General features: G+C 70.4%; 21 protein-coding genes, 1 tRNA gene and 1 riboswitch. Of the genes, 18 read left to right on the top strand and 4 right to left on the bottom strand.

The window, feature by feature from the left end; genetic code table 11:
- Window positions 1–3: 3 nt before the first annotated feature.
- Window positions 4–1,227 carry a MalY/PatB family protein gene (locus BUB57_RS11050; protein WP_073066928.1) on the bottom strand — a complete coding sequence of 408 codons (1,224 nt, stop codon included), beginning with the start codon at window positions 1,225–1,227 and terminating at the stop codon, window positions 4–6.
- 71 nt (window positions 1,228–1,298) lie between these two features.
- On the opposite strand from BUB57_RS11050, the gene def (BUB57_RS11045) reads away from it, so the two are divergent.
- From def (BUB57_RS11045) to BUB57_RS11025, 5 genes are all read left to right on the top strand, one after another.
- Window positions 1,299–1,817 (top strand): peptide deformylase, encoded by a 519-nt coding sequence (def, locus tag BUB57_RS11045; RefSeq protein ID WP_073067254.1) that lies wholly within the window; start codon window positions 1,299–1,301, stop codon window positions 1,815–1,817.
- Entirely contained in the window at window positions 1,817–2,317 is a 501-nt protein-coding gene (gene def / locus BUB57_RS11040) for a peptide deformylase (protein WP_073066924.1), read from the top strand. Before def (BUB57_RS11045) ends, def (BUB57_RS11040) begins: the two co-directional genes overlap by 1 nt.
- A gap of 65 nt (window positions 2,318–2,382) precedes the next feature.
- On the top strand, window positions 2,383–3,276 hold the full coding sequence (fmt, locus tag BUB57_RS11035; protein ID WP_073067252.1) for a methionyl-tRNA formyltransferase: 894 nt from the start codon (window positions 2,383–2,385) through the stop codon (window positions 3,274–3,276).
- 58 nt (window positions 3,277–3,334) lie between these two features.
- Window positions 3,335–4,714: an MATE family efflux transporter gene (locus tag BUB57_RS11030; protein ID WP_073066921.1), complete on the top strand. Its 1,380-nt coding sequence runs from the start codon at window positions 3,335–3,337 to the stop codon at window positions 4,712–4,714.
- 30 nt (window positions 4,715–4,744) lie between these two features.
- Window positions 4,745–4,981 carry an Lrp/AsnC ligand binding domain-containing protein gene (locus BUB57_RS11025; RefSeq protein WP_073066919.1) on the top strand — a complete coding sequence of 79 codons (237 nt, stop codon included), beginning with the start codon at window positions 4,745–4,747 and terminating at the stop codon, window positions 4,979–4,981.
- Here BUB57_RS11025 and BUB57_RS11020 read toward each other — a convergent pair.
- From BUB57_RS11020 to BUB57_RS11010, 3 genes are all read right to left on the bottom strand, one after another.
- Window positions 4,978–5,445: an NUDIX hydrolase gene (locus BUB57_RS11020; RefSeq protein WP_073066916.1), complete on the bottom strand. Its 468-nt coding sequence runs from the start codon at window positions 5,443–5,445 to the stop codon at window positions 4,978–4,980. The genes BUB57_RS11025 and BUB57_RS11020 overlap by 4 nt on opposite strands.
- Window positions 5,442–5,867, bottom strand: coding sequence for an alternative ribosome rescue aminoacyl-tRNA hydrolase ArfB (arfB, locus tag BUB57_RS11015; protein WP_073066912.1), 426 nt, complete (start codon window positions 5,865–5,867; stop codon window positions 5,442–5,444). The genes BUB57_RS11020 and arfB overlap by 4 nt, the downstream gene beginning before the upstream one ends.
- A 412-nt stretch (window positions 5,868–6,279) precedes the next feature.
- Window positions 6,280–7,077, bottom strand: coding sequence for a double zinc ribbon domain-containing protein (locus tag BUB57_RS11010; protein ID WP_234952050.1), 798 nt, complete (start codon window positions 7,075–7,077; stop codon window positions 6,280–6,282).
- On the opposite strand from BUB57_RS11010, the gene BUB57_RS11005 reads away from it, so the two are divergent.
- From BUB57_RS11005 to BUB57_RS10945, 13 genes are all read left to right on the top strand, one after another.
- Window positions 7,076–7,918, top strand: coding sequence for a class I SAM-dependent methyltransferase (locus tag BUB57_RS11005; protein WP_073066905.1), 843 nt, complete (start codon window positions 7,076–7,078; stop codon window positions 7,916–7,918). The genes BUB57_RS11010 and BUB57_RS11005 overlap by 2 nt on opposite strands.
- Window positions 7,915–8,976, top strand: coding sequence for a ferrochelatase (gene hemH / locus BUB57_RS11000; protein ID WP_073066902.1), 1,062 nt, complete (start codon window positions 7,915–7,917; stop codon window positions 8,974–8,976). The genes BUB57_RS11005 and hemH overlap by 4 nt, the downstream gene beginning before the upstream one ends.
- Before the next feature lie 136 nt (window positions 8,977–9,112).
- Entirely contained in the window at window positions 9,113–10,141 is a 1,029-nt protein-coding gene (gene hslO, locus BUB57_RS10995) for an Hsp33 family molecular chaperone HslO (RefSeq protein WP_073066899.1), read from the top strand.
- Entirely contained in the window at window positions 10,141–10,767 is a 627-nt protein-coding gene (locus BUB57_RS10990; protein WP_073066897.1) for an NUDIX hydrolase, read from the top strand. Before hslO ends, BUB57_RS10990 begins: the two co-directional genes overlap by 1 nt.
- Window positions 10,764–11,987, top strand: a complete 1,224-nt coding sequence (locus BUB57_RS10985; RefSeq protein ID WP_073066893.1) for a CCA tRNA nucleotidyltransferase — start codon at window positions 10,764–10,766, stop codon at window positions 11,985–11,987. Before BUB57_RS10990 ends, BUB57_RS10985 begins: the two co-directional genes overlap by 4 nt.
- Entirely contained in the window at window positions 11,984–13,861 is a 1,878-nt protein-coding gene (locus tag BUB57_RS10980; protein WP_073066890.1) for an ABC transporter ATP-binding protein, read from the top strand. Before BUB57_RS10985 ends, BUB57_RS10980 begins: the two co-directional genes overlap by 4 nt.
- Window positions 13,858–15,093, top strand: coding sequence for a class I SAM-dependent RNA methyltransferase (locus BUB57_RS10975; RefSeq protein WP_073066887.1), 1,236 nt, complete (start codon window positions 13,858–13,860; stop codon window positions 15,091–15,093). The genes BUB57_RS10980 and BUB57_RS10975 overlap by 4 nt, the downstream gene beginning before the upstream one ends.
- 91 nt (window positions 15,094–15,184) lie before the next feature.
- Window positions 15,185–15,703: a L,D-transpeptidase family protein gene (locus BUB57_RS10970; protein WP_073066884.1), complete on the top strand. Its 519-nt coding sequence runs from the start codon at window positions 15,185–15,187 to the stop codon at window positions 15,701–15,703.
- Window positions 15,704–15,868: 165 nt separating this feature from the next.
- Window positions 15,869–15,957, top strand: a riboswitch (glycine riboswitch).
- Between the two features lie 125 nt (window positions 15,958–16,082).
- Window positions 16,083–17,183 (top strand): glycine cleavage system aminomethyltransferase GcvT, encoded by a 1,101-nt coding sequence (gcvT, locus tag BUB57_RS10965; protein ID WP_073066882.1) that lies wholly within the window; start codon window positions 16,083–16,085, stop codon window positions 17,181–17,183.
- A gap of 18 nt (window positions 17,184–17,201) precedes the next feature.
- Window positions 17,202–17,561, top strand: a complete 360-nt coding sequence (gene gcvH, locus BUB57_RS10960; RefSeq protein ID WP_073066879.1) for a glycine cleavage system protein GcvH — start codon at window positions 17,202–17,204, stop codon at window positions 17,559–17,561.
- Between the two features lie 218 nt (window positions 17,562–17,779).
- Window positions 17,780–20,614, top strand: coding sequence for an aminomethyl-transferring glycine dehydrogenase (gene gcvP / locus BUB57_RS10955; protein WP_073066877.1), 2,835 nt, complete (start codon window positions 17,780–17,782; stop codon window positions 20,612–20,614).
- Between the two features lie 154 nt (window positions 20,615–20,768).
- The gene (gene trxC, locus BUB57_RS10950; protein ID WP_073066874.1) at window positions 20,769–21,191 is read left to right on the top strand and encodes a thioredoxin TrxC; all 423 of its coding nucleotides are present in this window, start codon (window positions 20,769–20,771) and stop codon (window positions 21,189–21,191) included.
- A gap of 317 nt (window positions 21,192–21,508) precedes the next feature.
- Window positions 21,509–21,584, top strand: a tRNA-Ala gene (locus tag BUB57_RS10945).
- The last annotated feature ends 527 nt before the right edge of the window (window positions 21,585–22,111 follow it).

Genomic DNA, 22,111 nt, shown 5'->3' with positions numbered 1-22,111 from the left:
GGCCTATTGCAGATCGGCAAAGGCCGCCTGCAAGCGCCCGACCGCCTCGACCACCCGCGCCCGCGGGGTGGCGAGGTTGAAGCGCATGTGCCCGGCGCCGCCCAGTCCGAAGCTTTCGCCGTGGTTGGCGGCGATGCGCGCGCCCTGCTCGATGCGGCGGTGCAGCTCGGCCGGGGCCATGCCGGTGGCGGTGAAGTCGACCCAAGACAGATAGGTCGCCTGCAACTGCATCGGCCGCACCCCCGGGATTCCGGCCAGCCCCCGGTCGAAAATCTCTGCGTTTCCGGCAATATAGCCGGTCAGCGCATCGACCCAGGCCGCGCCCTCGGGCGAATAGGCCGCCGTCACCATCGGCAGCCCGAACAGCCCTGGAGAGATCCCCAGCGCCATCATCCGCGCCACGTATCGCTGCCGCAGACCGGGGTCGGTGATGATGGCATTGCCGGTATGGGCGCCGGCGATGTTGAAGGTCTTGGTGGCCGCGGTCAGCGTCACCAGCCGGTCCGCGATGTCCGGCGCGGCCAGCACGGTGACGATGTGGCGCGGCGCGCCGGGCAACACCAGGTCGTGGTGGATCTCGTCCGAGACCAGGATCAGGTCGCGCTCGTGGCAGAAGTCCGCGATCTCGCGCAGCTCATCCGCGGACCAGACCCGCCCGCCGGGGTTGTGCGGCGAACACAGGATCAGCATCTTTTCACGGCCGCTCAGCCGCGCGGTCCAGCCCTGCCAGTCCAGCGCATATTGCCCGTCCCGCAGCGCCAGCGGCAGCTCGGTCACCTCGCGCCCCGCGGCTTTGATGACGCGGGCAAAGGCGTGATAGACCGGGGTCATCAGCGCCACCGCCTCGCCCGGCTGGGTGAATGCGTCGACCGCCAGCGCGGTGCCGTTGACCAGCCCGTGCACGGTCAGGATGTCCTCGCGCCCGACCTGCCAGTGGTGGCGGGTCCGCATCCACCAGCGGATCGCGTCGAGATAGGGCGCGTTCTCGCCCGGATAGCCGTAGACCCCATGCGCGACGGTGCGTTCCAGCGCTCGCCGCACACCAACAGGCGCCGCGAAATCCATGTCGGCCACCCACATCGGCAGCGCATCGGGCGCCTCCAGCCCGAAGACATGGGCCATGTCATCCCATTTGTTCGACATGGTGCCGCGACGCTCGATCGGCGTGTCGAAATCGGGGGCGGGGAAATCGGATTCGGCGTGAACGGGGCGGTTCTGGGGGGTCATCGGCTTCTCCTGTCGCGGTCCGAGCATAGCGGGTTGTTGCGCGGCCGGAAGCCATGGCCTATCTGCCTCGCATGACGCGCCCAATCCTTCTGTTCCCCGACCCCAGGCTGCGCAAGGCTTGCGCCCCCGTGGGCCGGATCACGCCCGAGATCGAAACCCTCGCCGCCGACATGCTGGCGACGATGTATGCCGCGCCCGGCGTCGGGCTGGCCGCGCCGCAGGTGGGCGTGCTGAGCCGGCTGTTCGTCATGGACTGCAACAAGGACCCAGAGGCGCCGCGCGCGCCGGTGGTGATGGTGGACCCCGAGGTGGTTTCGGCCTCCGAGGCGCTGAACGCCTATGAGGAGGGCTGCCTGTCCTTCCCCGAGCAATATGCCGAGGTCACCCGCCCGGCCGAGGTGCGGATGCGCTGGACCGGGCTCGACGGCAAGACGCATGAGCGTGACTTTGACGGGCTGTGGGCGACCTGCGCCCAGCACGAGCTGGACCACCTGAACGGGCGGCTGTTCATCGACCATATCGGCCCGATGAAGCGGCAGATGATCTCGCGCCGCATGACCAAGATGAAGCGCGAACTGGCGCGGGCCTGATGAGCGTCCGCGCCTGCATCCCCTATGCCGACCGGCGCCTGCACCGCCCGGCCGCGCCGGTCGAGGCGGTGACGGACGAGATCCGCGCCATCTGGGCCGACATGATCGACACGATGGAGGCGATGCCGGGCGTGGGCCTTGCCGCGCCGCAGATCGGGGTGATGCTGCGGCTGGCCGTGGTCGATGCCTCGGCCGAGCGCGGGCAGGCCGTGCGTATGGCCAACCCGCAGGTGCTGCACGAATCGGTCAAGCTGCGCGCGCATGAGGAAGCCTCGCCCAACCTGCCCGGCGTCTCGGCGACAATCGAGCGGCCGCGGGCGGTGACGGTGCGGTTCCTGAACGCAGAGGGCGAGGTCGAGGACCGCGATTTCGTCGGGCTGTGGGCGACCAGCGTGCAGCACCAGATCGACCATCTGGAGGGGCGGATGTTCGTGGACCACCTGTCGCTGCTGCGCCGGCGGATGCTGGTCGCGAAATCGGCGAAATTGTCGCGCGGATAGGTGCGGCCGGACCGGGGCGCTGCCCCGGACCCCGGGATATTTTCATGATGAAGAAGGAGCGGGCGATGCGCGTCGTGTTCATGGGAACGCCGGAGTTTTCGGTCCCCGCCCTGCGTGCGATCGCGGCGCGGCATCAGGTGGTCTGCGTCTATTCGCAGCCGCCGCGGGCGGCCGGGCGCGGGCAGAAACCGCGGCCCTCGCCGGTGCAGGCGGCGGCAGAGGCACTGGGGATCGCGGTGCGCACGCCGCTGCGGCTGAAGGACGCCGAGGCGCAGGAGGAGTTTGCGGCACTGGGCGCCGACGTGGCGGTGGTGGTGGCCTACGGGCTGATCCTGCCGCAGCCGGTTCTGGACGCGCCGCGGCTGGGGTGCCTGAATATCCACGCCTCGCTGTTGCCGCGCTGGCGGGGGGCGGCGCCGATTCACCGGGCGGTGATGGCGGGCGATGCCGAAACCGGCGTCGCCATCATGCAGATGGAGGCCGGGCTGGACACCGGCCCGGTGCTCGCCGAGGCGCGCACCGCCATCGGGGCCGAGGACACCACCGCCGATCTGCACGACCGGCTGGCGGCGATGGGGGCGGCGCTGATCCTCGACGTGCTGGACCGCTTGCCCTTGCCCGCGGTGCCGCAGCCGGCCGAGGGCGTGACCTATGCCGCCAAGATCGACAAGGCCGAGGCCCGGGTCGACTGGACCCGCCCGGCCGCCGAGGTGGACCGGCTGATCCGCGGGTTGTCGCCCTTTCCCGGCGCCTGGTGCCTGGCGGGGGGCGAGCGGCTGAAGCTGCTGCGTTCGCGCGTGGTGGCGGGGTCGGGCGCGCCGGGCGAGGTTCTGGACGGCTTGACCGTCGCCTGCGGCGAGGGCGCGGTCGAGATCACCGAGGTTCAGCGCGAGGGGCGGCGCGCCGTCCCCGCTGCCGAAGCGCTGCGCGGCATGGCGCTGCCGCCCAGGCTGGACTGACGGGTGGACTGATGGCGGCGGGCTTCCCGCGCCGCGCGTTCCGGGCTATCGGGCAGGCATGAGCCTGCGCCCCCATCTGACTGCGACCTTCCTGCTTGGCCTGCCGCTGGTCGGCACCCATGTCGGCCGGATGCTGATCGGCGTCACCGACACCGTGCTGATCGGCCGCTACGGCGTGATCGAGCTGGCGGCGCTGGTGCTGGCGACCTCGTATTTCTTCATCCTGGTGATGCTCGGCTCGGGCTATGCGCTGGGGGTGATGGGGGTGATCGCCAGCGCCCGCGCGCAAGGCGAGGCGGCCGAGCTGCGCCGCGCCACCCGCATGGCGCTGTGGGTGTCGGTGCTGCATTGCGTGGTGATCGCGCCGCTGATGTGGTGGTCGGGGCCGATCCTGGTCGCGCTGGGGCAGGAGCCGCAGGTGGCGGCGCTGGGGCAGCTGTGGCTGCGGGTGATGCTGTTCGCCATGCCTCCGGTGCTGGCGGGGATGGTGTTCAACAGCTACCTTGCCGCGCTGGGGCGGCCGAACCTGGTGCTGGCGATCACCGTCATCGGGCTGCCGGTCAATGCGCTGCTGAACTGGCTGCTGATCTTTGGCCATTGGGGCCTGCCGGAACTGGGGGTGCGAGGCTCTGGCCTGGCCAGCCTGACGGTGAACTGGCTGCAGCTGGCTGCGCTGGCGGGCTGCGCCGCCTGGCTGCCCGAGGGGCGCGAATATCGCCTGTTCCAGCGGCTGTGGCGCCCCGACTGGCCGGCGTTCCGCGGCGTCCTTGCGCTGGGGCTGCCGATCGGGCTGACGCTGGTGGCGGAAACCGGCATGTTCACCGGCGCCAACGTGCTGATGGGCTGGTTCGGGGCCGAGGCGCTGGCCGCCCATGGCATCGCGCTGCAGATCGCCGGGCTGACCTTCATGGTGCATCTGGGCATCTCGAACGCGGCGACGATCCGGGTGGGCACGGCGCATGGCGGCGCCGACGCGGCCGGGCTGCGACAGGCGGCGCTGGCGGCGATCATCCTGTCGGCGGGGTTCGCGGTGCTGCCGATGACCGCCTTCCTGGCGATCCCCGAGCTGCTGACCGGGCTTTACCTGAACCCGGCCGATCCGCGGGCGCCGCAGATCGTGGCGCTGGCGGCCTCGCTGATGGTCTATGCGGGGCTGTTCCAGCTGGTCGATGCGATGCAGGCGATCGCGCTGGGGATCCTGCGCGGGATGCAGGACACGCGGGTGCCGATGTGGCTGGCGATCTTCAGCTACTGGCTGGTCGGGCTGCCCGCCGGCTGGGCGCTGGCGTTTCCGCTGGGGATGGGGCCGCCCGGCCTGTGGCTGGGGCTGCTGTGCGGGCTGAGCGCGGCGGCGGTGCTGCTGATGACGCGGTTCTGGCGCGCGGCCCCGCGGCCCGATGGCGCCGCCGCTCTGGTCCGGGGCGCGCAACCCCGCTAGACTGGGCGCGTCCCGCCATCCGAGGTTCCCATGCGCCCCGTCTTCGTCCAGTTCCGCTGCACCCCCGGTAAGACCTATGAGGTCGCCGACGCCATCTACGACCGCGAGGTCGTCAGCGAGCTTTATTCGACCTCGGGCGAATACGACCTGCTGGCCAAGGTCTATGTCCCCGAGGATCAGGACGTCGGCCACTACCTGTCCGAGCGGCTGTTCGACATCCCCGACATCAGCCGGACGCTGACCACCATGACCTTCCGCGCGTTCTAGGCCGCGCGTTCTGGACCCGGCGCGTCGAGGCCGCGCAGCAGCTCGGCCAGCTCGGCTTCGGCCACCAGCATCGCGGCCTCGGAGGGCGGCATCCAACGGCGGGTGCGCTGGCCGCGTTCCGGGAAATCCTCGGCCAGCTCCAGCACCGGCACCAGAAAGCTGCGCACCTCGACCGGGATCGGCGGCCCCTCGCCGTCGTCCGGGGTCTTGTCATAGCAATAGCTGCCGATCTCGCGCGCCTGGTCGGCGCGGACGCCCGCTTCTTCCCAGGCCTCTTGCAGCGCGGCCTCGGCCAGGCTGCGGTCGGGCATGGTCCAGCCCTTGGGGATGATCCAGCGCCCGGTGCCGCGGCTGGTGATCATCAGCACCCGTCCGGTTTCTGGATCATGGCAGATCGCGCCGACCTGCAGGGCGCGGTCGCGACCCGCCAGCAGCCGCCGCAGACGGCGCCCCCAGGACTTCATTCGCCGTCCCTTTCGACCGGTCCGCGCAGCGACTTGAGGGTGCCGCGGATCGTCTTGGCGGCCAGCCGGCGGCGCTGGCTGCCCAGCGTCGGCCGGGTGGGGATGCGCGGGCGGGGCGCGACCAGCGCCTTGCGGATCAGCTCGGCCAGCCTTTCGCGCGCAATCTCGCGGTTGCGGGCCTGGCTGCGGGTGTCCTGCACCGCGATCACGATCGCCCCGTCCGAGGTCCAGCGCCGCCCGGCCAGCCGCCGCAGCCGCGCCTTGACCGGCGCGGGCAGATGCGGCGAGCGCTCGGCCTCGAACCGCAGCTCGACGGCGGTCGAGACCTTGTTCACGTTCTGCCCGCCCGGCCCCTGGGCGCGGGTGAACTGCTCGGAAAGCTCCCAATCGGCAAGGATGATGGTGTCGTTGATGCGCAGCATGGGGGCAAGATGCGGGCGCGCCGTGGCAATGGAAAGGGGCGCGGCGGGGAATATTGTGCGGGGCTGGATAAGCGGGCGGCAATCTGCGCGCCTGCGGCCGGGCCGGTGCAGCAGGCGGCAGGGCGCCGGAAGGGGCGCGGAGCCGGTGCGGTGCCGGGGTCTGAAGTGCGACGGACATGGGGGAAGGGCGTGGGCGCTTGCTGGCGAACGGTTCTGGAAAGGTCGGGTCGGGCAGGGATGTGCGAGAGGGACATCGGCAGCCCCCGATCCGGGCGCGCGGTGTAGGCCCAACGGTGGCGATCCGGGAAAGATGTGGGCGCGCGGCGCAGGGGCGGCCATGCGGCGGCTGCAGAGCCGGGCGGCGCGGGTATGAAGGACGCCGGAAAGGCCGGGAGTTCCCAAGCGCACAGGCTCAGGCCGCCCGGCCATGGCCGAGCGAGTCGTGGCGCATTGCGCCGTCCTTCACCGCCCGCGCCAGCACGGCGACTGCGACCGGCCCGGCGCCTGCGGCCTCCAGCGCCTCGGCCGCTGCGGCGAGCGTCGCGCCCGAGGCCATCACGTCGTCGATCAGCAGCACCGGCCGCCCCGCTACTGCCGCCTGCGCCCGCCGCGCCACGGTGATGGCGCCGCTGACATTGGCGAAGCGGTCCTCGACCGAGCGGTGGTCCTGCATCGGGGTGTGGCGCTGGCGGCGCAGTGCCGCCGGCAGCACGCGCAGCCCATGCGCCCGCGCCACCGCGGCGGCCAGCAGCGCGGCCTGGTTGTATTTGCGCCGCAGCAGCCGCAGCGGGTGCATCGGTACCGGCACGACCAGCGTCTTGGGCGCGACCAGCGGCGCGGCGGCCACCGCCAGCCAGCGCCCCAGGGCCGGGGCCAGGTCGGGGCGGTCCGCGTGTTTCAGCGCCAGGGCCAGCCGCCGCCCGCTGCCGGCATAGACCAGCGACGCCCGGCCCTGCGCCCAGGGCCGCGGCGTGGCCAGGCATTCGTCGCAGGCCAGCGGCTCCTCCCCCTCGACCGCCGCGAGACCGGGCAGCGGCGCCCCGCAACGGTCGCAGATGCAGCCGCCGATGAAATCGGCCTCGCCCCAGCAGGTCGGGCAAAGCGCCCCCGAATCGGCGACCGGCCCGCCGCAATCAAGGCATTGCGGTGGAAACACTGTCGCGACCGTGGCTTTCATCGCCGGGCGAAGCGCCTTAATGTCCAGCCTCATGTCTGCGTCGCACCCCTCACAACCCACGGCCCCGCCGCGCCTGACCGACCGCGCCGCGCTGCTGCGCAACCGCGCCCGCGCCGACCGTGCCGGGCGCGAGCACTGGCTGCACGAGCTGGCCCTGGCCGAAGTGCAGGATAGACTCGCAGACATTAACAGAAGGTTTACCGCCGCCGCCGTGGTGACCGGAAATCCGGATTTCTGGCGCGCGGCGATGCCTGGGGCGCGGGTGGTGGCGGATGCGCCGGAACTGGACCTTGACCCTGCCGCGCACGATCTTGTGATCCATGCGCTGGCGCTGCACTGGGCCGACGACCCGGTGGGGCAGATCGTCCAGGCGTCGCGGGCGCTGCGCCCGGACGGGCTGTTCCTGGCGGTGCTGCCGGGCGGGCAGACGCTGGCGCCGCTGCGCGCCGCACTTGCGCAGGCCGAGGTCGAGGTCACCGGCGGGCTGTCGCCGCGCATCGCCCCCTTTGGCGAGATCCGCGATCTGGGCGCGCTGGTCCAGCGCGGCGGGCTGGCGCTGCCGGTTGCCGACCAGATCACCCAGGCGGTCAGCTATCGCGACCTGTTCCACCTGGCCCGCGACCTGCGCGCCATGGGCGAGGGCAACGCGCTGGACCGCCGCCTGCGCCGCCCGACCGCGCGCGCGGTGATGTTGCGCGCGGCCGAGATCCTTGCCACCACCGCGCCCGACCCGGACAACCCGGGGCGAATCCGCCTCGGCCTCGATCTGGTGTTCCTGACCGGCTGGGCGCCGGCCGAGAACCAGCAAAAACCCCTGCGCCCCGGCTCGGCCCAGATCCGCCTTGCCGATGCGCTGAGCAAGAGGACTACATGAGCCAGCCATCGCGCCCGCACGACGCCCGCCGACCCGAGCACGCCCCCCCCGACCACCCGGCGCTGCCGCAGCCGAAGATCGGGGTCCTCGTCGCCAATCTGGGCACCCCCGACGGCCATGATTACTGGTCGATGCGCCGCTATCTGAACGAGTTCCTGTCCGACAAGCGGGTGATCGACTATCCCGCGTGGAAGTGGCAGCCGCTGCTGCAGACCGTCATCCTGACCAAGCGCCCCTTCACCTCGGGCGCGAACTACAAGCTGATCTGGAACAACGAGGCGGACGAAAGCCCGCTGATGACCATCACCAAGCAGAAGGTCGCCAAGCTGGAACAGGCCGCGGCCGCGCGCTGGGGCGACCGGGTGATGGTCGATTTCTGCATGCGCTACGGCAACCCCTCGACGCAAGAGGTGGTGGAGCGGATGGTCAAGGCCGGCTGCGACCGCATCGTGTTCCTGCCGATGTATCCGCAATATGCGGGCGCCACCTGGGCCACGGCGAACGACCAGTTCTTCCGGGCGCTGATGACGCAGAAATGGCAGCCTTCGGCCCGGGTCTGCCCGCCCTATTTCGACCGCCCCGACTATATCGAGGCGCTGGCGCAATCTGTCGAACGCACGCTGGCGGGGCGGCGCCCGCAAAAGCTGGTGGCGTCCTATCACGGGATGCCGGTGCGCTATCTGCACAAAGGCGACCCCTATTACTGCCAGTGCCACAAGACCACGCGGCTGCTGCGCGAGCGGCTGGGCTGGGACGAGGATGCCATCGACACTACTTTCCAGTCGGTCTTCGGGTCCGAGGAATGGCTGCGCCCCTATACGGTCGAGCATGTTGCGGACCTCGCGCGGCGCGGCATCACCGACATCGCGGTGATCTCTCCCGCCTTCAGCGCCGACTGCATCGAAACGCTCGAGGAGATCAACGGTGAGATCCGCGAGGCGTTCGAGGCCGCGGGTGGGCACGGCTTCACCTATATCCCCTGCCTGAACGACGACGATGCGCATATCCAGGTGCTGACCGAGGTCATCGCGGAAAACCTCGCCGGCTGGGTGGAGTAGGCCCCCGGGGCGGACGCAGCTGCGGCGGGTCTGGCCGCGGCTGCGGACACCTCCCGGCTTGGGATCGCGCGCAAGTCGCTTATATAGGGCAGCGACGCCGCGCCCGCCGGGCGCGCAAGATTTCCGAAAGGCCAGAATGAGCAGCATCAACCAGATCGCCTGGGACGATACCGTCCTGCCGTTCCAGCTCGACCGTTCGGGGGTGCGGGGCCGGGTGGCCCGGCTCGACGGGGTGCTGGACCATGTGCTGACCCGCCACGACTATCCGCCGCAGGTGGCGGCGCTGGTGGCCGAGGTCGCGCTGTTGACCGCGCTGATCGGCCCGACCATCAAGCTGCGCTGGAAACTGTCGATCCAGGTGCGCGGCAATGGCGCGATCCGCACGCTGGCCGCCGATTACTACGCCCCCGCGGGCGAGGGCGAGCCCGCGCGCATCCGCGGCTGGGCCAGCTTCGACGCCGAGCGGCTGGACGGCCGCCCGCCCTTTGAACAGATCGGCGAGGGGTATTTCGCCATCCTGATCGACCAGGGCGCGGGCAACCTGCCCTATCAGGGGATCACGCCGCTGGCCGGGGGCTCGCTTTCGGCCTGCGCGGCCAGCTATTTCGCGCAGTCCGAGCAGCTGCCCTCGACCTTCACGCTGGCCTATGGGGAAAGCCGGATGGCGGGGGATGTATCGACGCAGTGGCGCGCGGGCGGGGTGATGCTGCAGACCCTGCCGGCGCAGCCGATGCCGGCGGGCGAGGGCGGCTCGGGCGAGGGCGGGCTGATCGAGGCCGCCGACATCCTGCAGGGCGCCGAATCCGAGGACTGGAACCGCGCCAACCACCTGCTTTCCACCGTCGAGCCGATGGAGCTGATCGGCCCCACCGTCGCGCCCACCGACCTGCTGGTGCGGCTGTTCCACGAGGAGACCCCGCGCGTCTTCGACCCGCAGCGGGTCGAATTCGGGTGTTCCTGCTCCGCCGACCGGGTGCGCGGCACGCTGTCGATCTATTCGGCCAAGGACATCGCCCACATGACCACCGACGCCGGCACCGTCACCGCCGACTGCCAGTTCTGCGGCGCGCATTACGAGTTCGACCCGGCCTCGCTGGGGTTCGAGGCGACGGTGGACGCCGACGGCAATCCCCTGCCCGCGATGCAGGAGGAGGGGCGGGATTGATGGCGCCCCCCGCCAGTCCGCCCGCTTTCCGGCCGCCGGCGGTCCGCGACAGGCTGCTGGCGGCGCTGTCCACCGCGGCCTCGTCGGCGGTGGGGCCCACGTCGGATTTCGATACCGACTGGCCGATCCCCGCGGATCTGGGCGAGCGTCCGGCGGGGGTGCTGGCGGCGTTCCATGACGACGGGCGGCTGGTGCTGACCAAGCGCGCCAGCGGCCTGCGCCACCACCCCGGCCAGATCGCGCTGCCCGGCGGCAAGGTCGATCCCGGCGATGCCGATGTGGTCGCCGCCGCCCTGCGCGAGGCGCGGGAGGAGGTCGGGCTGGACCCGGCGCAGGTCGAGGTGCTGGGGGTGCTGTCCCCCCATCGCACCGTTACTGGCTTTGCCATGTTCCCGGTGCTGGCGATGATCCGCGGCCCCTTCACCCCCATCCCCGAGGCGGGCGAGGTCGACGAGGTGTTCACCGTCCCCTTCGACCACGTGGCCGACCCCGCGCGCTATCGGCTGGAACGGCGGCAGTGGCGGGGCGACTGGCGGTCCTATCACGTGGCCGCCTATGGCCCGCATTACATCTGGGGCGCGACGGCGCGGGTGCTGCTGGCGCTGGCGCGAAGGCTGCGGGCATGACGACTGCGGGCGCGACCCCGGCTGGCACGAGGCTGCCCGAGGCGATCACCGGCGACGCGGCGCTGCGCCGGGTGCTGGCGGCGCTGGCGCCCGCGCGGGCGCTGATCGTCGGCGGCGCGGTGCGCAACGCGCTGCTGGGCGAGCCGGTCAGCGACATCGACATCGCCACCGACGCCCGCCCCGAGCAGGTGATGGAACGCGCCGCCGCCGCCGGGCTGAAGCCGGTGCCGACGGGCATCGACCACGGCACCGTCACGGTGGTGGCGGACGGCCGCGGCTTCGAGGTCACCAGCTTCCGCCGCGACGTGGCGACCGATGGCCGCCGCGCCGAGGTGGCGTTTTCCGACCGGCTCGAGGATGATGCCTCGCGCCGCGACTTCACTATCAACGCGCTTTACGCCGACGCCGAGGGCGAGGTGATCGACCCGGTGGGCGGACTCGCCGATCTGGCCGCGCGCCGGCTGCGCTTTGTCGGCGACCCCGACCAGCGCATCGCCGAGGATTACCTGCGCATCCTGCGCTTCTTCCGCTTTCACGCCTGGTATGGGCGCAAGGGCGGCGCCGACCCGGCGGCGCTGGCCGCCTGCGCCCGCCACGCGGCGGGTCTGGCAAGGATCTCGCGCGAGCGGATCGGGGCCGAGATGCGCAAGCTGCTGTCGGCGCCCGATCCGGTCGAGGCGGTGGCGCTGATGCAGGCGGCGGGGGTGCTGGCGCAGCTGCTGCCGGGGGCGGATGCCGCGGGGCTTTCCGCGTTGGAGGCGGTGGCGCTTGACGGCGCCGCCGGACCGGGGCGCTGCCCCGGGCCCCGGGATATTTCCGGACAGAAGATGGACTGGCAGCTGCGGCTGGCGGCGCTGGGGGCAGAGGACGCGGCCGGCGCCTTGCGGCTGTCGCGGGCCGAGGCGCGGGTGCAGGAAGAATTGCATTCGACCCTGCCGCTGGATGAGGCCGCCTATCGGCTGGGCGAGGCGCGGGCGGTGCAGCTGGCGCTGCTGCGCGCCGCGCGCGGCGAGGGCTTGCCCGTGGACTGGCGCGAGCACATCGGTTTTGCCGCGGCGCAGAAGCTGCCGATCTCCGCGGCCGATCTTGCGGGGCGGTTGTCGGGGCCGGCGCTGGGGCGCGGGCTCAAGGCTGCCGAGGCGGCGTGGATCGGCTCGGGGTTCCGGCTGCCCGCCGCGGCGCTGGTGGATGTGGCCTTGCAGGCAGGAGACGGGACATGAAGCTGCACGCCACCTTTGAACGGCTGATCGACGCCTTCCGTCCCGCCGACGGTCCGCCGCCGCGCACACTGCTGGCGTTCTTCCGCTGGGCGCTGTCGGGGGCCTGGCCGGGGCTGGGGGTGGCGGCGCTGGCCTCGGCGCTGTCGGGGGCGGCCGAGGTCGCCTCGGCCACGCTGCTGGGGCTGGTGGTCGATGCGGTGGCGCAGTCGGGTGGCGTGCTGACGGCATCGCATCTGTGGCTGGCGGCGGCCTTCGCCGGGTTCTTCCTGATCCTGCGCCCGGCGATCATGGGGTTCTCCGCCGCCACCTCGAACGTGATCATCGGGCCGAACGTGCTGCCGCTGGTGCTGTCGCGGCTGCATCGCTGGACGATGGGCCATTCGGTCACCTTCTTCGACAACGACTTTGCCGGGCGCATCGCGCAAAAGCAGATGCAGACCGCCCGCGCGGTGACCGACGTGGCCAGCGAGATGGTCAACACCGCCACCTTTGCGCTGTCGGCGGTGCTGGGCTCGGCGATCTATCTGGTGTCGGTGGACAGCTGGGGCGCGCTGCTGCTGGTGATGTGGCTGCTGGCCTATCTGGCGCTGATCCGGTTTTTCCTGCCGCGGGTGCGGGCGCAGTCCAAGGGGCGGGCCAGCGCGCGGGCGATGATCACCGGGCAGGTCGTCGACACCATCACCAACATCAAGACCGTCAAGCTGTTCGCCAGCGCCGACTACGAGGATCAGGTGGCGCTGGGCGCGATGGAGACGTTCCGCGACCGCGCCATCGACTTTGGCCGGCTGAACACCTGGTTCCGCTTGTCGCTGACCGTGGTCGCGGGGTTCCTGCCGGTGCTGCTGGTTGGCGGCACGGTGCTGATGTGGCGGCAGGGGCTGGCGACGCCGGGCGACGTCGCGGCCTCGGGCGCGATCGCCATGCGGCTGGCGCAGATGACCGGCTGGGTCAGCATGGCGCTGATGGGGATCTGGGGTTCGATCGGCGAGGTCGAGGACGGGATGCAGACCCTGTCGCCCCCGCATACGCTGGTCGATGCGCCCGATGCCGTCGGGCTGGGCCGGCTGCGCGGGGATGTGGTCTACGATCACGTCGGCTTTGCCTATGGCCGCGGCTCTGGCGGGATCGACGATCTGTCGCTGCATGTCGCGCCGGGCGAGCGGATCGGCATCGTCGGCGCCTCGGGGGCGGGGAAATCCACGCTGGTATCGCTGCTGCTGCGGCTGCATGATGTGGAAAGTGGCGCGGTGCGGGTGGACGGCGCCGATGTGCGCGAGGTCACCCAGGAATCCCTGCGCCGCAACATCGCCATGGTCACCCAGGAAACCGCGATGTTCAACCGCTCGGCCCGCGACAACATCCTGTATGGCCGCCCCGGCGCCACCGAGGACGAGATGATCGCCGCCGCCCGCGCGGCCGAGGCGCATGACTTCATCCTGCGGTTGCAGGATTCGGCCGGGCGCAAGGGCTATGACGCGCATCTGGGCGAACGCGGGGTCAAGCTCTCGGGCGGGCAGCGGCAGCGGATCGCGCTGGCCCGCGCCTTCCTCAAGGATGCGCCGATCCTGGTGCTGGACGAGGCGACCAGCGCGCTCGACAGCGAGGTCGAGGCGCAGGTGCAGGATTCGCTGGCCCGCGTCATGCGCGGCAAGACCGTGCTGGCCATCGCCCACCGCCTGTCCACCATCGCCGAGATGGACCGGATCGTGGTGATGGACGAGGGCCGCATCGCCGAGCAGGGCACGCACGAGGAATTGCTGGCGCTGGGCGGGCTTTACGCGCGCTATTGGAACCGGCAGTCGGGCGGGTTCCTGGGGACCGAGCCGGACGAGGATGCTGCTGCGGCCGAGGCGGACAGCCGGGCCGCCGAATGACCCGCTGGCGGATCGAGCGGCTGGGCAGGCGCGGCGATGGCGTCGCGGTCGCGGGGGAGGCGCGGGCACTGGCGCCGCTGACCCTGCCAGGCGAAGAGATCGAGGGCGAGGCCGAGGACGGCCGCATCGCGGCGCCGCGGATCGTGGCGCCCTCGGCCCAGCGGGTGGCGGCGGCCTGTCCGCATTACCGCGCCTGTGGCGGCTGCGCGCTGATGCACGGCAGCGACGATTTCGTGGCCGGCTGGAAGGTTGGGGTGGTTCAGGCTGCGCTGGCGGCGCAGGGGATCGCGGCGCCGGTCGCGCTGGCCCATGTCTCGCCCCCGCGCTCGCGCCGGCGGGCGGTGTTGTCGGGGCGGCGCACGAAAAAGGGCGCTCTGCTGGGATTTCACCGGCGCTTTTCGGAGGTGGTGGTCGATCTGGCCGACTGCATGGTGCTGCGCCCGGCGATAATCGCGGCGCTGCCGGAACTGCGGCGGCTGGTGGTGATGGGCGGCTCGCGCTCGGCCGAGCTGGCACTGACGGTGACCGAGACGCTGGCCGGGCTGGACGTGGCGGTCCAGGGCGGCAAACCCATGGAGCCGGGGCTGTTTGCGCAGCTGGCGGCGCTCGCGCGCGAGGCCGGCTGGGCGCGGCTGGTCTGGGGGGATGAACCGCTGCTGCTGCTCCCGCCCGAGCTGCAGTTCGGCCGGGCAAGGGTGGTGCTGCCGCCGGGCGGGTTCCTGCAGGCGACCGCCGAGGGCGAGGCGGCGCTGCTGGCCGCGGTGCGCGCCATCGTCGGCGATGCGGCGCGAATCGCCGACCTGTTTGCCGGGGCGGGCACGTTCACTCTGCCGCTGGCCGAGCGGGCCGAGGTTCATGCGGTCGAGGGGCTGTCCGCGCCGCTGGCAGCGCTGGATGCGGGCTGGCGCGCGGCGCCGGGGCTGCGGCGGGTGACGACCGAGACCCGCGATCTTGCCCGCCGCCCGCTGCTGCCCGACGAGCTGGCCCGGTTCGACGCGGTGGTGATCGACCCGCCGCGGACCGGGGCGGCGGCGCAGGCGGCGGCGCTGGCCGAATCCTCGGTGCCGCTGGTCGCCTGGCTCAGCTGCGACCCGGTGACATTCGCCCGCGACGCGCGGCGGATGATTGAGGGCGGCTATGCGATCGGCCCGGTGGGGGTGGTGGACCAGTTCCGCTGGTCGCCGCATGTCGAGCTGACTGCGGCCTTCACGCGACAGCGCCCGTCGAGATAGTGAAAATTGCGACGAGTTGTCGTTGGCGAAAAACCGCCGGTCGTGGTATTCCCTGAACCAATAACTCGCATAAAGCGAATCTGGGGCAGTGATGAGAACCACACGACGCAGTTTTATTGCGCTGGCGGCGCTTGGCGGGCTGGCGGCCTGTTCCTCCAAGTCGCAGCCGCAGGGCAAGTTCCGCAGCTATGACGGCCCGCCCGTGACGCAGATCACGGTCAAGAAGGGCGAGCGGAAGATGTATCTGCTCAGCGGCAGCAAGGCGATCAAGCAGTACGACATCGGCCTGGGCTTCCAGCCGGTGGGGCACAAGCAGCGCGAGGGCGATGGCCGCACGCCCGAGGGGGTCTATTTCATCGACCGCCAGAACCCCAACAGCCAGTATCACCTGTCGCTGGGGGTTTCCTATCCGCAGCAGGACGACCGCGACCGCGCCATGCTGCTGGGCCAGCCGCCGGGCGGCGACATCATGATCCACGGCCGCGGCCCCTGGGGTCGCCAGCAAAAGGCGCGCGACTGGACCGCGGGCTGCATCGCCGTGAACGACGACGAGATCGAAGAAATCTTCTCGATGGTGCGGGTCGGGGTCCCGATCGTGATCTATCCGTGACCGTCCCGCCCGGGTGCCGCCGCGGTGCGGCCGGCCCCGGGGGTGCCCCAAGCTGGGTATTGGGACCAGAAAGAAGCCCTGCGGCGGGTGTGCGCCGCAGGCTCTGCTTGGCGCGGCGGCGTCTAGAAAAACCTTGCCACAGCGGCAGTTCGGCTGATACCAAAGTCGTGGAAATCGGGAGACGCTGGCGCAGGCCAGGGCCGAAGGAGCAACCGCCCCGGTAAACTCTCAGGCAAAAAGACCGTTTCCGCATAGAACTCTGAAGAGCGGCCGTCCGGCCCGCCGAAGGGATAACGATCTCAGGCGCCCCGCGGTCCTTGACCGGGGCAGGGACAGAGGGGGCATCGACACGCGGCCGCTGGCCGCCAAGGGGGATGCCATGACCGAGCTGCGCCGGACGCCGCTTTACGACCTGCATATCGAACTGGGCGCCCGCATGGTGCCCTATGCCGGCTGGGAAATGCCGGTGCAGTATCCGCTGGGCGTTCTGGGCGAGCACCAGCACACCCGCGCCGCCGCCGGGCTGTTCGACGTCAGCCACATGGGCCAGCTGATCCTGCGCGGCCCCGGCGTAGCCGAGGCGCTGGAGCGGCTGGTGCCCGCCGATATCGTCGGCCTCGCCCCCGGGCGGCAGCGTTACGGGCTGTTCACCAACGACCGCGGCGGGATCGTCGACGACCTGATGATCGCCAACAAGGGAGACCACCTGTTGCTGGTGGTGAACGCGGCCTGCGCCGACAAGGACATCGCGCATCTGGCCGCGCACGGGCTGCACCCCGAGGTGGTTGGCGACCGCGCGCTGTTGGCCCTGCAGGGACCGGCGGCGGAATCGGCGCTGGCCTCGCTGGTGGCGGGGGTGGCCGAGATGCGCTTCATGGACGTGGCGGATCTGGAATGGGACGGGGCGCGGCTGTGGGTCAGCCGCTCGGGCTATACCGGCGAGGACGGGTTCGAGATCAGCCTGCGCGAGGATCGCGCCGTCGATTTCGCCCGCGCGCTGCTGGCGCTGGACGAGGTGGCCCCGGTGGGGCTGGGGGCGCGCGATTCGCTGCGGCTCGAGGCCGGGCTGCCGCTTTACGGCAACGACATGGGCGAGGATGTGACGCCGGCGCAGGCGGGGGTGGGCTTTGCCATCCCCAAGGCCCGCCGCGCGGGCGGGGTGCGGGCGGGCGGGTTCCCCGGCGCCGATGTGATCCTGCCGGAACTGGGCGCGGCCGCGCATTCCCGCCGCGGGGTGATGCCCGAGGGCCGCGCGCCCATCCGCGAGGGGGTGGCGATCTTTGCCGGGGCCGAGGGGGGCGAGCCCCTGGGCCATGTCACCTCGGGCGGCTTCGGCCCCTCGGTCGGCGGGCCGGTGGCGATGGCGACGCTGCCCTCCGGGATCCCCGACGGCGCCGTGCTTTACGCCGAGCTGCGCGGCAAGCGCCAGAAGCTGCGCGTCGTGCCCATGCCCTTCGTCAAGACCACCTACAAACGCTGATCCAACCCGAGGCGAGACATGCTGAAATACACCGAAGACCACGAATGGCTGCGCGCCGAGGGCGACGAGATCGTCGTCGGCATCACCCCCCATGCCAGCGAGCAGCTGGGCGACGTGGTGTTCATCGAGCTGCCCGAGGTTGGGCGCGAGGTCGAGGCGGGCGAGGAGATCGTGGTGATCGAATCCGTCAAGGCCGCATCCGACATCGCGGCCCCGATCGCCGGGGTGATCACCGCGGTCAACGAGGCGCTGGCCGATGCGCCGGGCGACGTGAACGAGGACGCGCTGGCCGCCTGGTTCTTCCGCATCAAGCCGGCCGAGGGCGTGACGCTGGACGGCTTCATGGATGAGGCCGCCTATCAGGCGCTGATCGGCTGAGCGGGGCCGCCGGACCGGGGCGCTGCCGTGGCCTGGTTCGCTGGGAACAGTCCACCGGACCGTTCGGCGGGAAAACAGCTTTGTGGACTGTTTTCCGATCCGCCTGCTATTCCGGGCGCTCACGAGCCCCGGGAGATTTCGGCAAGGAAGAAGGGGCGGGCGCCACCAGGTGCCCGTCGTGATCGAACCGGCCGCTGGCCTGTCTGCGCGAGTGAAACATGAGCCGCTGGAACCCCACCTCTTACGACCCCGACGATTTCGCCAACCGCCGCCACATCGGCCCCTCTCCGGCCGAGATGGCCGAGATGCTGAAGGTGGTGGGGGCCGACAGCCTCGACCAGCTGATCGAGCAGACGGTGCCCGGCTCGATCCGGCAGCAGGCGCGGCTGGACTGGCCGGCGCTGTCGGAACGAGAGCTGCTGGCGCTGATGCGCGAGGTGGCGGCGCAGAACAAGGTGATGACCAGCCTGATCGGGCAGGGCTATTACGGCACCGTCACGCCGCCCGCGATCCAGCGCAACATCCTGGAAAACCCGGCCTGGTACACGGCCTACACCCCCTATCAGCCGGAAATCGCGCAAGGCCGGCTCGAGGCGCTGCTGAATTACCAGACCATGGTCGCGGATCTGACCGGGCTGCCGGTGGCCAATGCCAGCCTGCTGGACGAAGCCACCGCGGCGGCCGAGGCGATGGCGATGGCGCAGCGGGTGGCGAAATCCAAGGCGCGTGCGTTCTTCGTCAGCGAGCATCTGCACCCACAGACCATCAGCGTGATCGAGACCCGCGCCGCGCCCTTGGGGATTCAGATCATCCGCGGCCAGCCGGGCAACTGCGACCCCTCTGCGGTGTTCGGCGCAATCTTCCAGTATCCCGGCACCTTCGGCCATGTCCGCGACCTGACCGCCGATTGCGCAGCGCTGCATGATGCAGGCGCGGTGGCGGTGGTGGCGACCGACCTGCTGGCGCTGTGCCTGCTGAAGGAACCGGGCGCGATGGGGGCCGATATCTGCGTGGGCTCGGCCCAGCGGTTCGGGGTGCCGATGGGCTATGGCGGGCCGCACGCAGGCTTCATGTCCTGCCGCGACGAGATGAAGCGGGCGATGCCGGGGCGGATCGTGGGCGTGTCCATCGATTCGGCGGGCCGGCAGGCCTATCGGCTGGCCCTGCAGACGCGCGAGCAGCATATCCGCCGCGAAAAGGCGACCTCGAATGTCTGCACGGCGCAGGCGCTGCTGGCGGTGATGGCGTCCTTCTATGCGGTGTTCCACGGGCCGGTGGGGCTGCGGGCCATCGCGCAGCGGGTGCATCTGAACGCGGTGACGCTGGCCCAGGCGCTGCGCGAGGCGGGGGCCGAGGTCGCGCCCGAGGCGTTTTTCGACACCATCACCGTGCGGGTGGGCGTCGGACAGGCGGGGATCCTCGCCGCCGCCGAGCAGCGTGGGATCAACCTGCGCCGCGTCGGCCGCGACCGCGTGGGGATCAGCGTCGACGAGACCACCGACGCGGGGGTGATCGCGCTTGTGCTGGATGCGTTCGGAATCTCGGACCCGGCCACGCCAGCCACTGCGCCCGCGATTCCCGATGAGCTGCTGCGGGACAGCGACTTCCTGACCCATCCGGTGTTCCAGATGAACCGGGCGGAATCCGAGATGATGCGCTATATGCGCCGCCTGTCCGACCGCGATCTGGCGCTGGACCGGGCGATGATCCCGCTGGGGTCCTGCACGATGAAGCTGAATGCGGCGGCCGAGATGATGCCGCTGACCTGGCCCGAGTTCGGCGCGCTGCATCCCTTTGCGCCCGAAGCGCAGGCGGCGGGCTATCACCGCATGTTTGCCGACCTGACCGCGAAACTGTGCGAGATCACCGGCTATGACGCGTTTTCCCTGCAACCCAACAGCGGCGCGCAGGGCGAATATGCCGGGCTGCTGACCATCGCCGCCTATCACAAGGCCCGCGGCGAGGACCGCGACATCTGCCTGATCCCGACCAGCGCCCATGGCACCAACCCGGCCAGCGCGCAGATGGCGGGGATGAAGGTGGTGGTGGTGAAATCCGCCCCGAACGGCGACATCGACCTGGAGGATTTCACCGACAAGGCGGCCAAGGCCGGCGACCGGCTGGCGGCGGTGATGATCACCTACCCCTCGACCCATGGGGTGTTCGAGGACACGGTGCGCGAGGTCTGCCGCATCACCCATGACCACGGCGGGCAGGTCTATATCGACGGCGCCAACATGAACGCGCTGGTCGGGCTGGTGAAGCCGGGCGAGATCGGCGGCGACGTCAGCCACCTGAACCTGCACAAGACCTTTGCGATTCCGCATGGCGGCGGCGGGCCCGGCATGGGGCCCATCGGGGTCAAGGCGCATCTGGCGCCCTATCTGCCGGCGGACCCGCGGCTGGGCGAAGGCGCGGTGTCGGCGGCGCCCTGGGGCTCTGCCTCGATCCTGCTGATTTCATGGGCGTATATCCTGATGATGGGCGGGGCCGGGCTGACCCAGGCGACGCGGGTGGCGATTCTCAACGCCAACTATATCGCCAGCCGGTTAAGCAATGCTTACCCGATCCTGTTCATGGGCAATCGCGGCCGGGTCGCGCATGAATGCATCGTGGACACGCGGGTGTTCGCGGACCATGGCGTGACCGTGGACGACATTGCCAAGCGCCTGATCGACAACGGTTTTCACGCCCCCACGATGAGCTGGCCCGTCCCCGGCACGCTGATGGTCGAGCCGACGGAATCGGAAACCAAGGCCGAGCTGGACCGCTTCATCACCGCGATGCTGGCGATTCGCGACGAGATTGCCGAGGTCGCCGACGGTCGTATCGCCGCCGAGGACAGCCCGCTGCGCCATGCCCCGCACACGGTCGAGGATCTGGTCGCCGACTGGGACCGCGCCTATTCGCGCGAGCAGGGCTGTTTCCCGCCCGGGGCGTTCCGGGTGGACAAATACTGGCCCCCGGTCGGGCGGGTGGACAATGCCTATGGCGACCGCAACCTGATCTGCACCTGCCCGCCGGTTGAGGCCTATGCCGAGGCTGCCGAGTGATCCCCGCGGAACCGCCGGTCCGGTCCCGCGTTGCGCCTTGCAACATGGGAAAACAAAAGGATAGCGGACATGAAGGGGATCATCGCCTGGCTTCTCGGCGTTCCGATCGTCGTGATCATTCTTCTTTACCTGGTCGGTATTTTCTGAGGATAACTTGAAACTCACCTGCCTGAGCTGCGGTCAGATGAACCGCGTTCCCGAAGAGCGGCTGGCCGCGGGGCCGAAATGCGGGGTCTGCGGCGCGCCGCTGATCCCGGAAAAACCGGTTTCCGTCGACTTTCAGACGCTGGAAAAGGCGGCCAAATCCGATGAGTTGCCGCTGCTGGTGGATTACTGGGCACCATGGTGCGGCCCCTGCCGGATGATGGCGCCCGAGTTCGAAAAGGCCGCCGGCTTGCTCAAGGGCCAGGCGCGGCTGGCCAAGATCGACACCGAACGCAACCCGGATGCCACGGTGCGCTGGAACATCCGCGGCATCCCCGCCTTCATCCTGTTCCGCGAGGGGCGAGAGCGCGCCCGCCTGTCCGGCGCCCGCCCCGCGGGCCAGCTGGTCGAGTGGGTGCGCCAGCAGGGCTGACCACCGCCCCGGCGAGGATATCGCCGTTCCGGCGATGCCTCCGGCGGGGATATTTGGGGCACCAAAGACGGGCCGGAGCCGCACACTGTCCGCGCGGGCACGCGTCCCCGCGGACAGTGGCGTCTTCGGTGGCGGTCATCGGCGTCCCCGCCTGTACCGCCCTTCCTCTCTAGCAGCGATTCCTTGACGTCCGGTTAACGGCGGGGCGTCTTTGGTGGGGAAATATCCTCGGGGGTGTGGGGGCGGAAAGCCCCCGCATTGTGACGAAAAACAGGCGCTTGACATGGGCACCGGCTTGCGCCACATAGCGCGCCTGTGGGGCCGTAGCTCAGTTGGTAGAGCGCATCGTTCGCAATGATGAGGCCAGGGGTTCGATTCCCCTCGGCTCCACCAGATCGCAAGATTTCGGATGGTTTCGGCTCGGTGTCACCGGGCCGTTTTTGCGTATGTATCACCACTGCAACAGTCAGAATGATAAATTGCGCAATATATTTAATATCCTACTCAAGCAGCAGTTGTAAAGCCATCCTCCAGTTGCCTAGTCTTGTTCCAGAGCTTGAATGAATCGGAGGCGCTGATGGCTGCCTTGCTGGCCAGTATCCCCGTCGGAATCCTGTCCGCCCTCGTCGCCTGGCTTCTGGGCGCGGGATGGTTGTGGGTGCTGGTGGCATATGGGCTGGGCGGCACCGTGGCCTGTCTGGGTGTCGCGACACTCAGCTGGTTCCTGCGATCCGGGCCCGTGCCGGCAGGGGGCCCAAGCGTGGGAAAGCAAAGCCCGCAGCTGGCCCGGGCGTCGATGGCCGGGCGGAAGCCGTTCCGGGAACACTAGGCTGTGAACTCATAAACGGGATTCCGTTGTGATAGCAGGCGTGATTCACTGAACCTATGGAGGGTTCAGGATGGCGCGTTTCGATCTGACG

The sequence above is a fragment of the Paracoccus solventivorans genome, from assembly GCF_900142875.1.
In the GTDB taxonomy this organism is placed as follows: Bacteria; Pseudomonadota; Alphaproteobacteria; order Rhodobacterales; family Rhodobacteraceae; genus Paracoccus; species Paracoccus solventivorans.
The sequence above is the reverse complement of the archived record's forward strand: the minus strand, read 5'-3'. Positions and strand labels throughout refer to the sequence as shown.

Bases quoted from the DNA above. Each gene is read 5' to 3' on its own strand.
- hslO (WP_073066899.1), top strand. From the start codon at position 9,113: ATGAGCAGCATCAACCAGATCGCCTGGGACGATACCGTCCTGCCGTTC.
- hemH (WP_073066902.1), top strand. From the start codon at position 7,915: ATGAGCCAGCCATCGCGCCCGCACGACGCCCGCCGACCCGAGCACGCC.
- gcvH (WP_073066879.1), top strand. From the start codon at position 17,202: ATGCTGAAATACACCGAAGACCACGAATGGCTGCGCGCCGAGGGCGAC.
- BUB57_RS10975 (WP_073066887.1), top strand. From the start codon at position 13,858: ATGACCCGCTGGCGGATCGAGCGGCTGGGCAGGCGCGGCGATGGCGTC.
- def (WP_073066924.1), top strand. From the start codon at position 1,817: ATGAGCGTCCGCGCCTGCATCCCCTATGCCGACCGGCGCCTGCACCGC.
- BUB57_RS11010 (WP_234952050.1), bottom strand. From the start codon at position 7,077: ATGAGGCTGGACATTAAGGCGCTTCGCCCGGCGATGAAAGCCACGGTC.
- def (WP_073067254.1), top strand. From the start codon at position 1,299: ATGACGCGCCCAATCCTTCTGTTCCCCGACCCCAGGCTGCGCAAGGCT.
- BUB57_RS10990 (WP_073066897.1), top strand. From the start codon at position 10,141: ATGGCGCCCCCCGCCAGTCCGCCCGCTTTCCGGCCGCCGGCGGTCCGC.
- BUB57_RS11025 (WP_073066919.1), top strand. From the start codon at position 4,745: ATGCGCCCCGTCTTCGTCCAGTTCCGCTGCACCCCCGGTAAGACCTAT.
- BUB57_RS11005 (WP_073066905.1), top strand. From the start codon at position 7,076: ATGTCTGCGTCGCACCCCTCACAACCCACGGCCCCGCCGCGCCTGACC.
- arfB (WP_073066912.1), bottom strand. From the start codon at position 5,867: ATGCTGCGCATCAACGACACCATCATCCTTGCCGATTGGGAGCTTTCC.
- fmt (WP_073067252.1), top strand. From the start codon at position 2,383: ATGCGCGTCGTGTTCATGGGAACGCCGGAGTTTTCGGTCCCCGCCCTG.
- BUB57_RS10980 (WP_073066890.1), top strand. From the start codon at position 11,984: ATGAAGCTGCACGCCACCTTTGAACGGCTGATCGACGCCTTCCGTCCC.
- gcvP (WP_073066877.1), top strand. From the start codon at position 17,780: ATGAGCCGCTGGAACCCCACCTCTTACGACCCCGACGATTTCGCCAAC.
- gcvT (WP_073066882.1), top strand. From the start codon at position 16,083: ATGACCGAGCTGCGCCGGACGCCGCTTTACGACCTGCATATCGAACTG.
- BUB57_RS11030 (WP_073066921.1), top strand. From the start codon at position 3,335: ATGAGCCTGCGCCCCCATCTGACTGCGACCTTCCTGCTTGGCCTGCCG.
- BUB57_RS10970 (WP_073066884.1), top strand. From the start codon at position 15,185: ATGAGAACCACACGACGCAGTTTTATTGCGCTGGCGGCGCTTGGCGGG.
- BUB57_RS11020 (WP_073066916.1), bottom strand. From the start codon at position 5,445: ATGAAGTCCTGGGGGCGCCGTCTGCGGCGGCTGCTGGCGGGTCGCGAC.
- BUB57_RS11050 (WP_073066928.1), bottom strand. From the start codon at position 1,227: ATGACCCCCCAGAACCGCCCCGTTCACGCCGAATCCGATTTCCCCGCC.
- BUB57_RS10985 (WP_073066893.1), top strand. From the start codon at position 10,764: ATGACGACTGCGGGCGCGACCCCGGCTGGCACGAGGCTGCCCGAGGCG.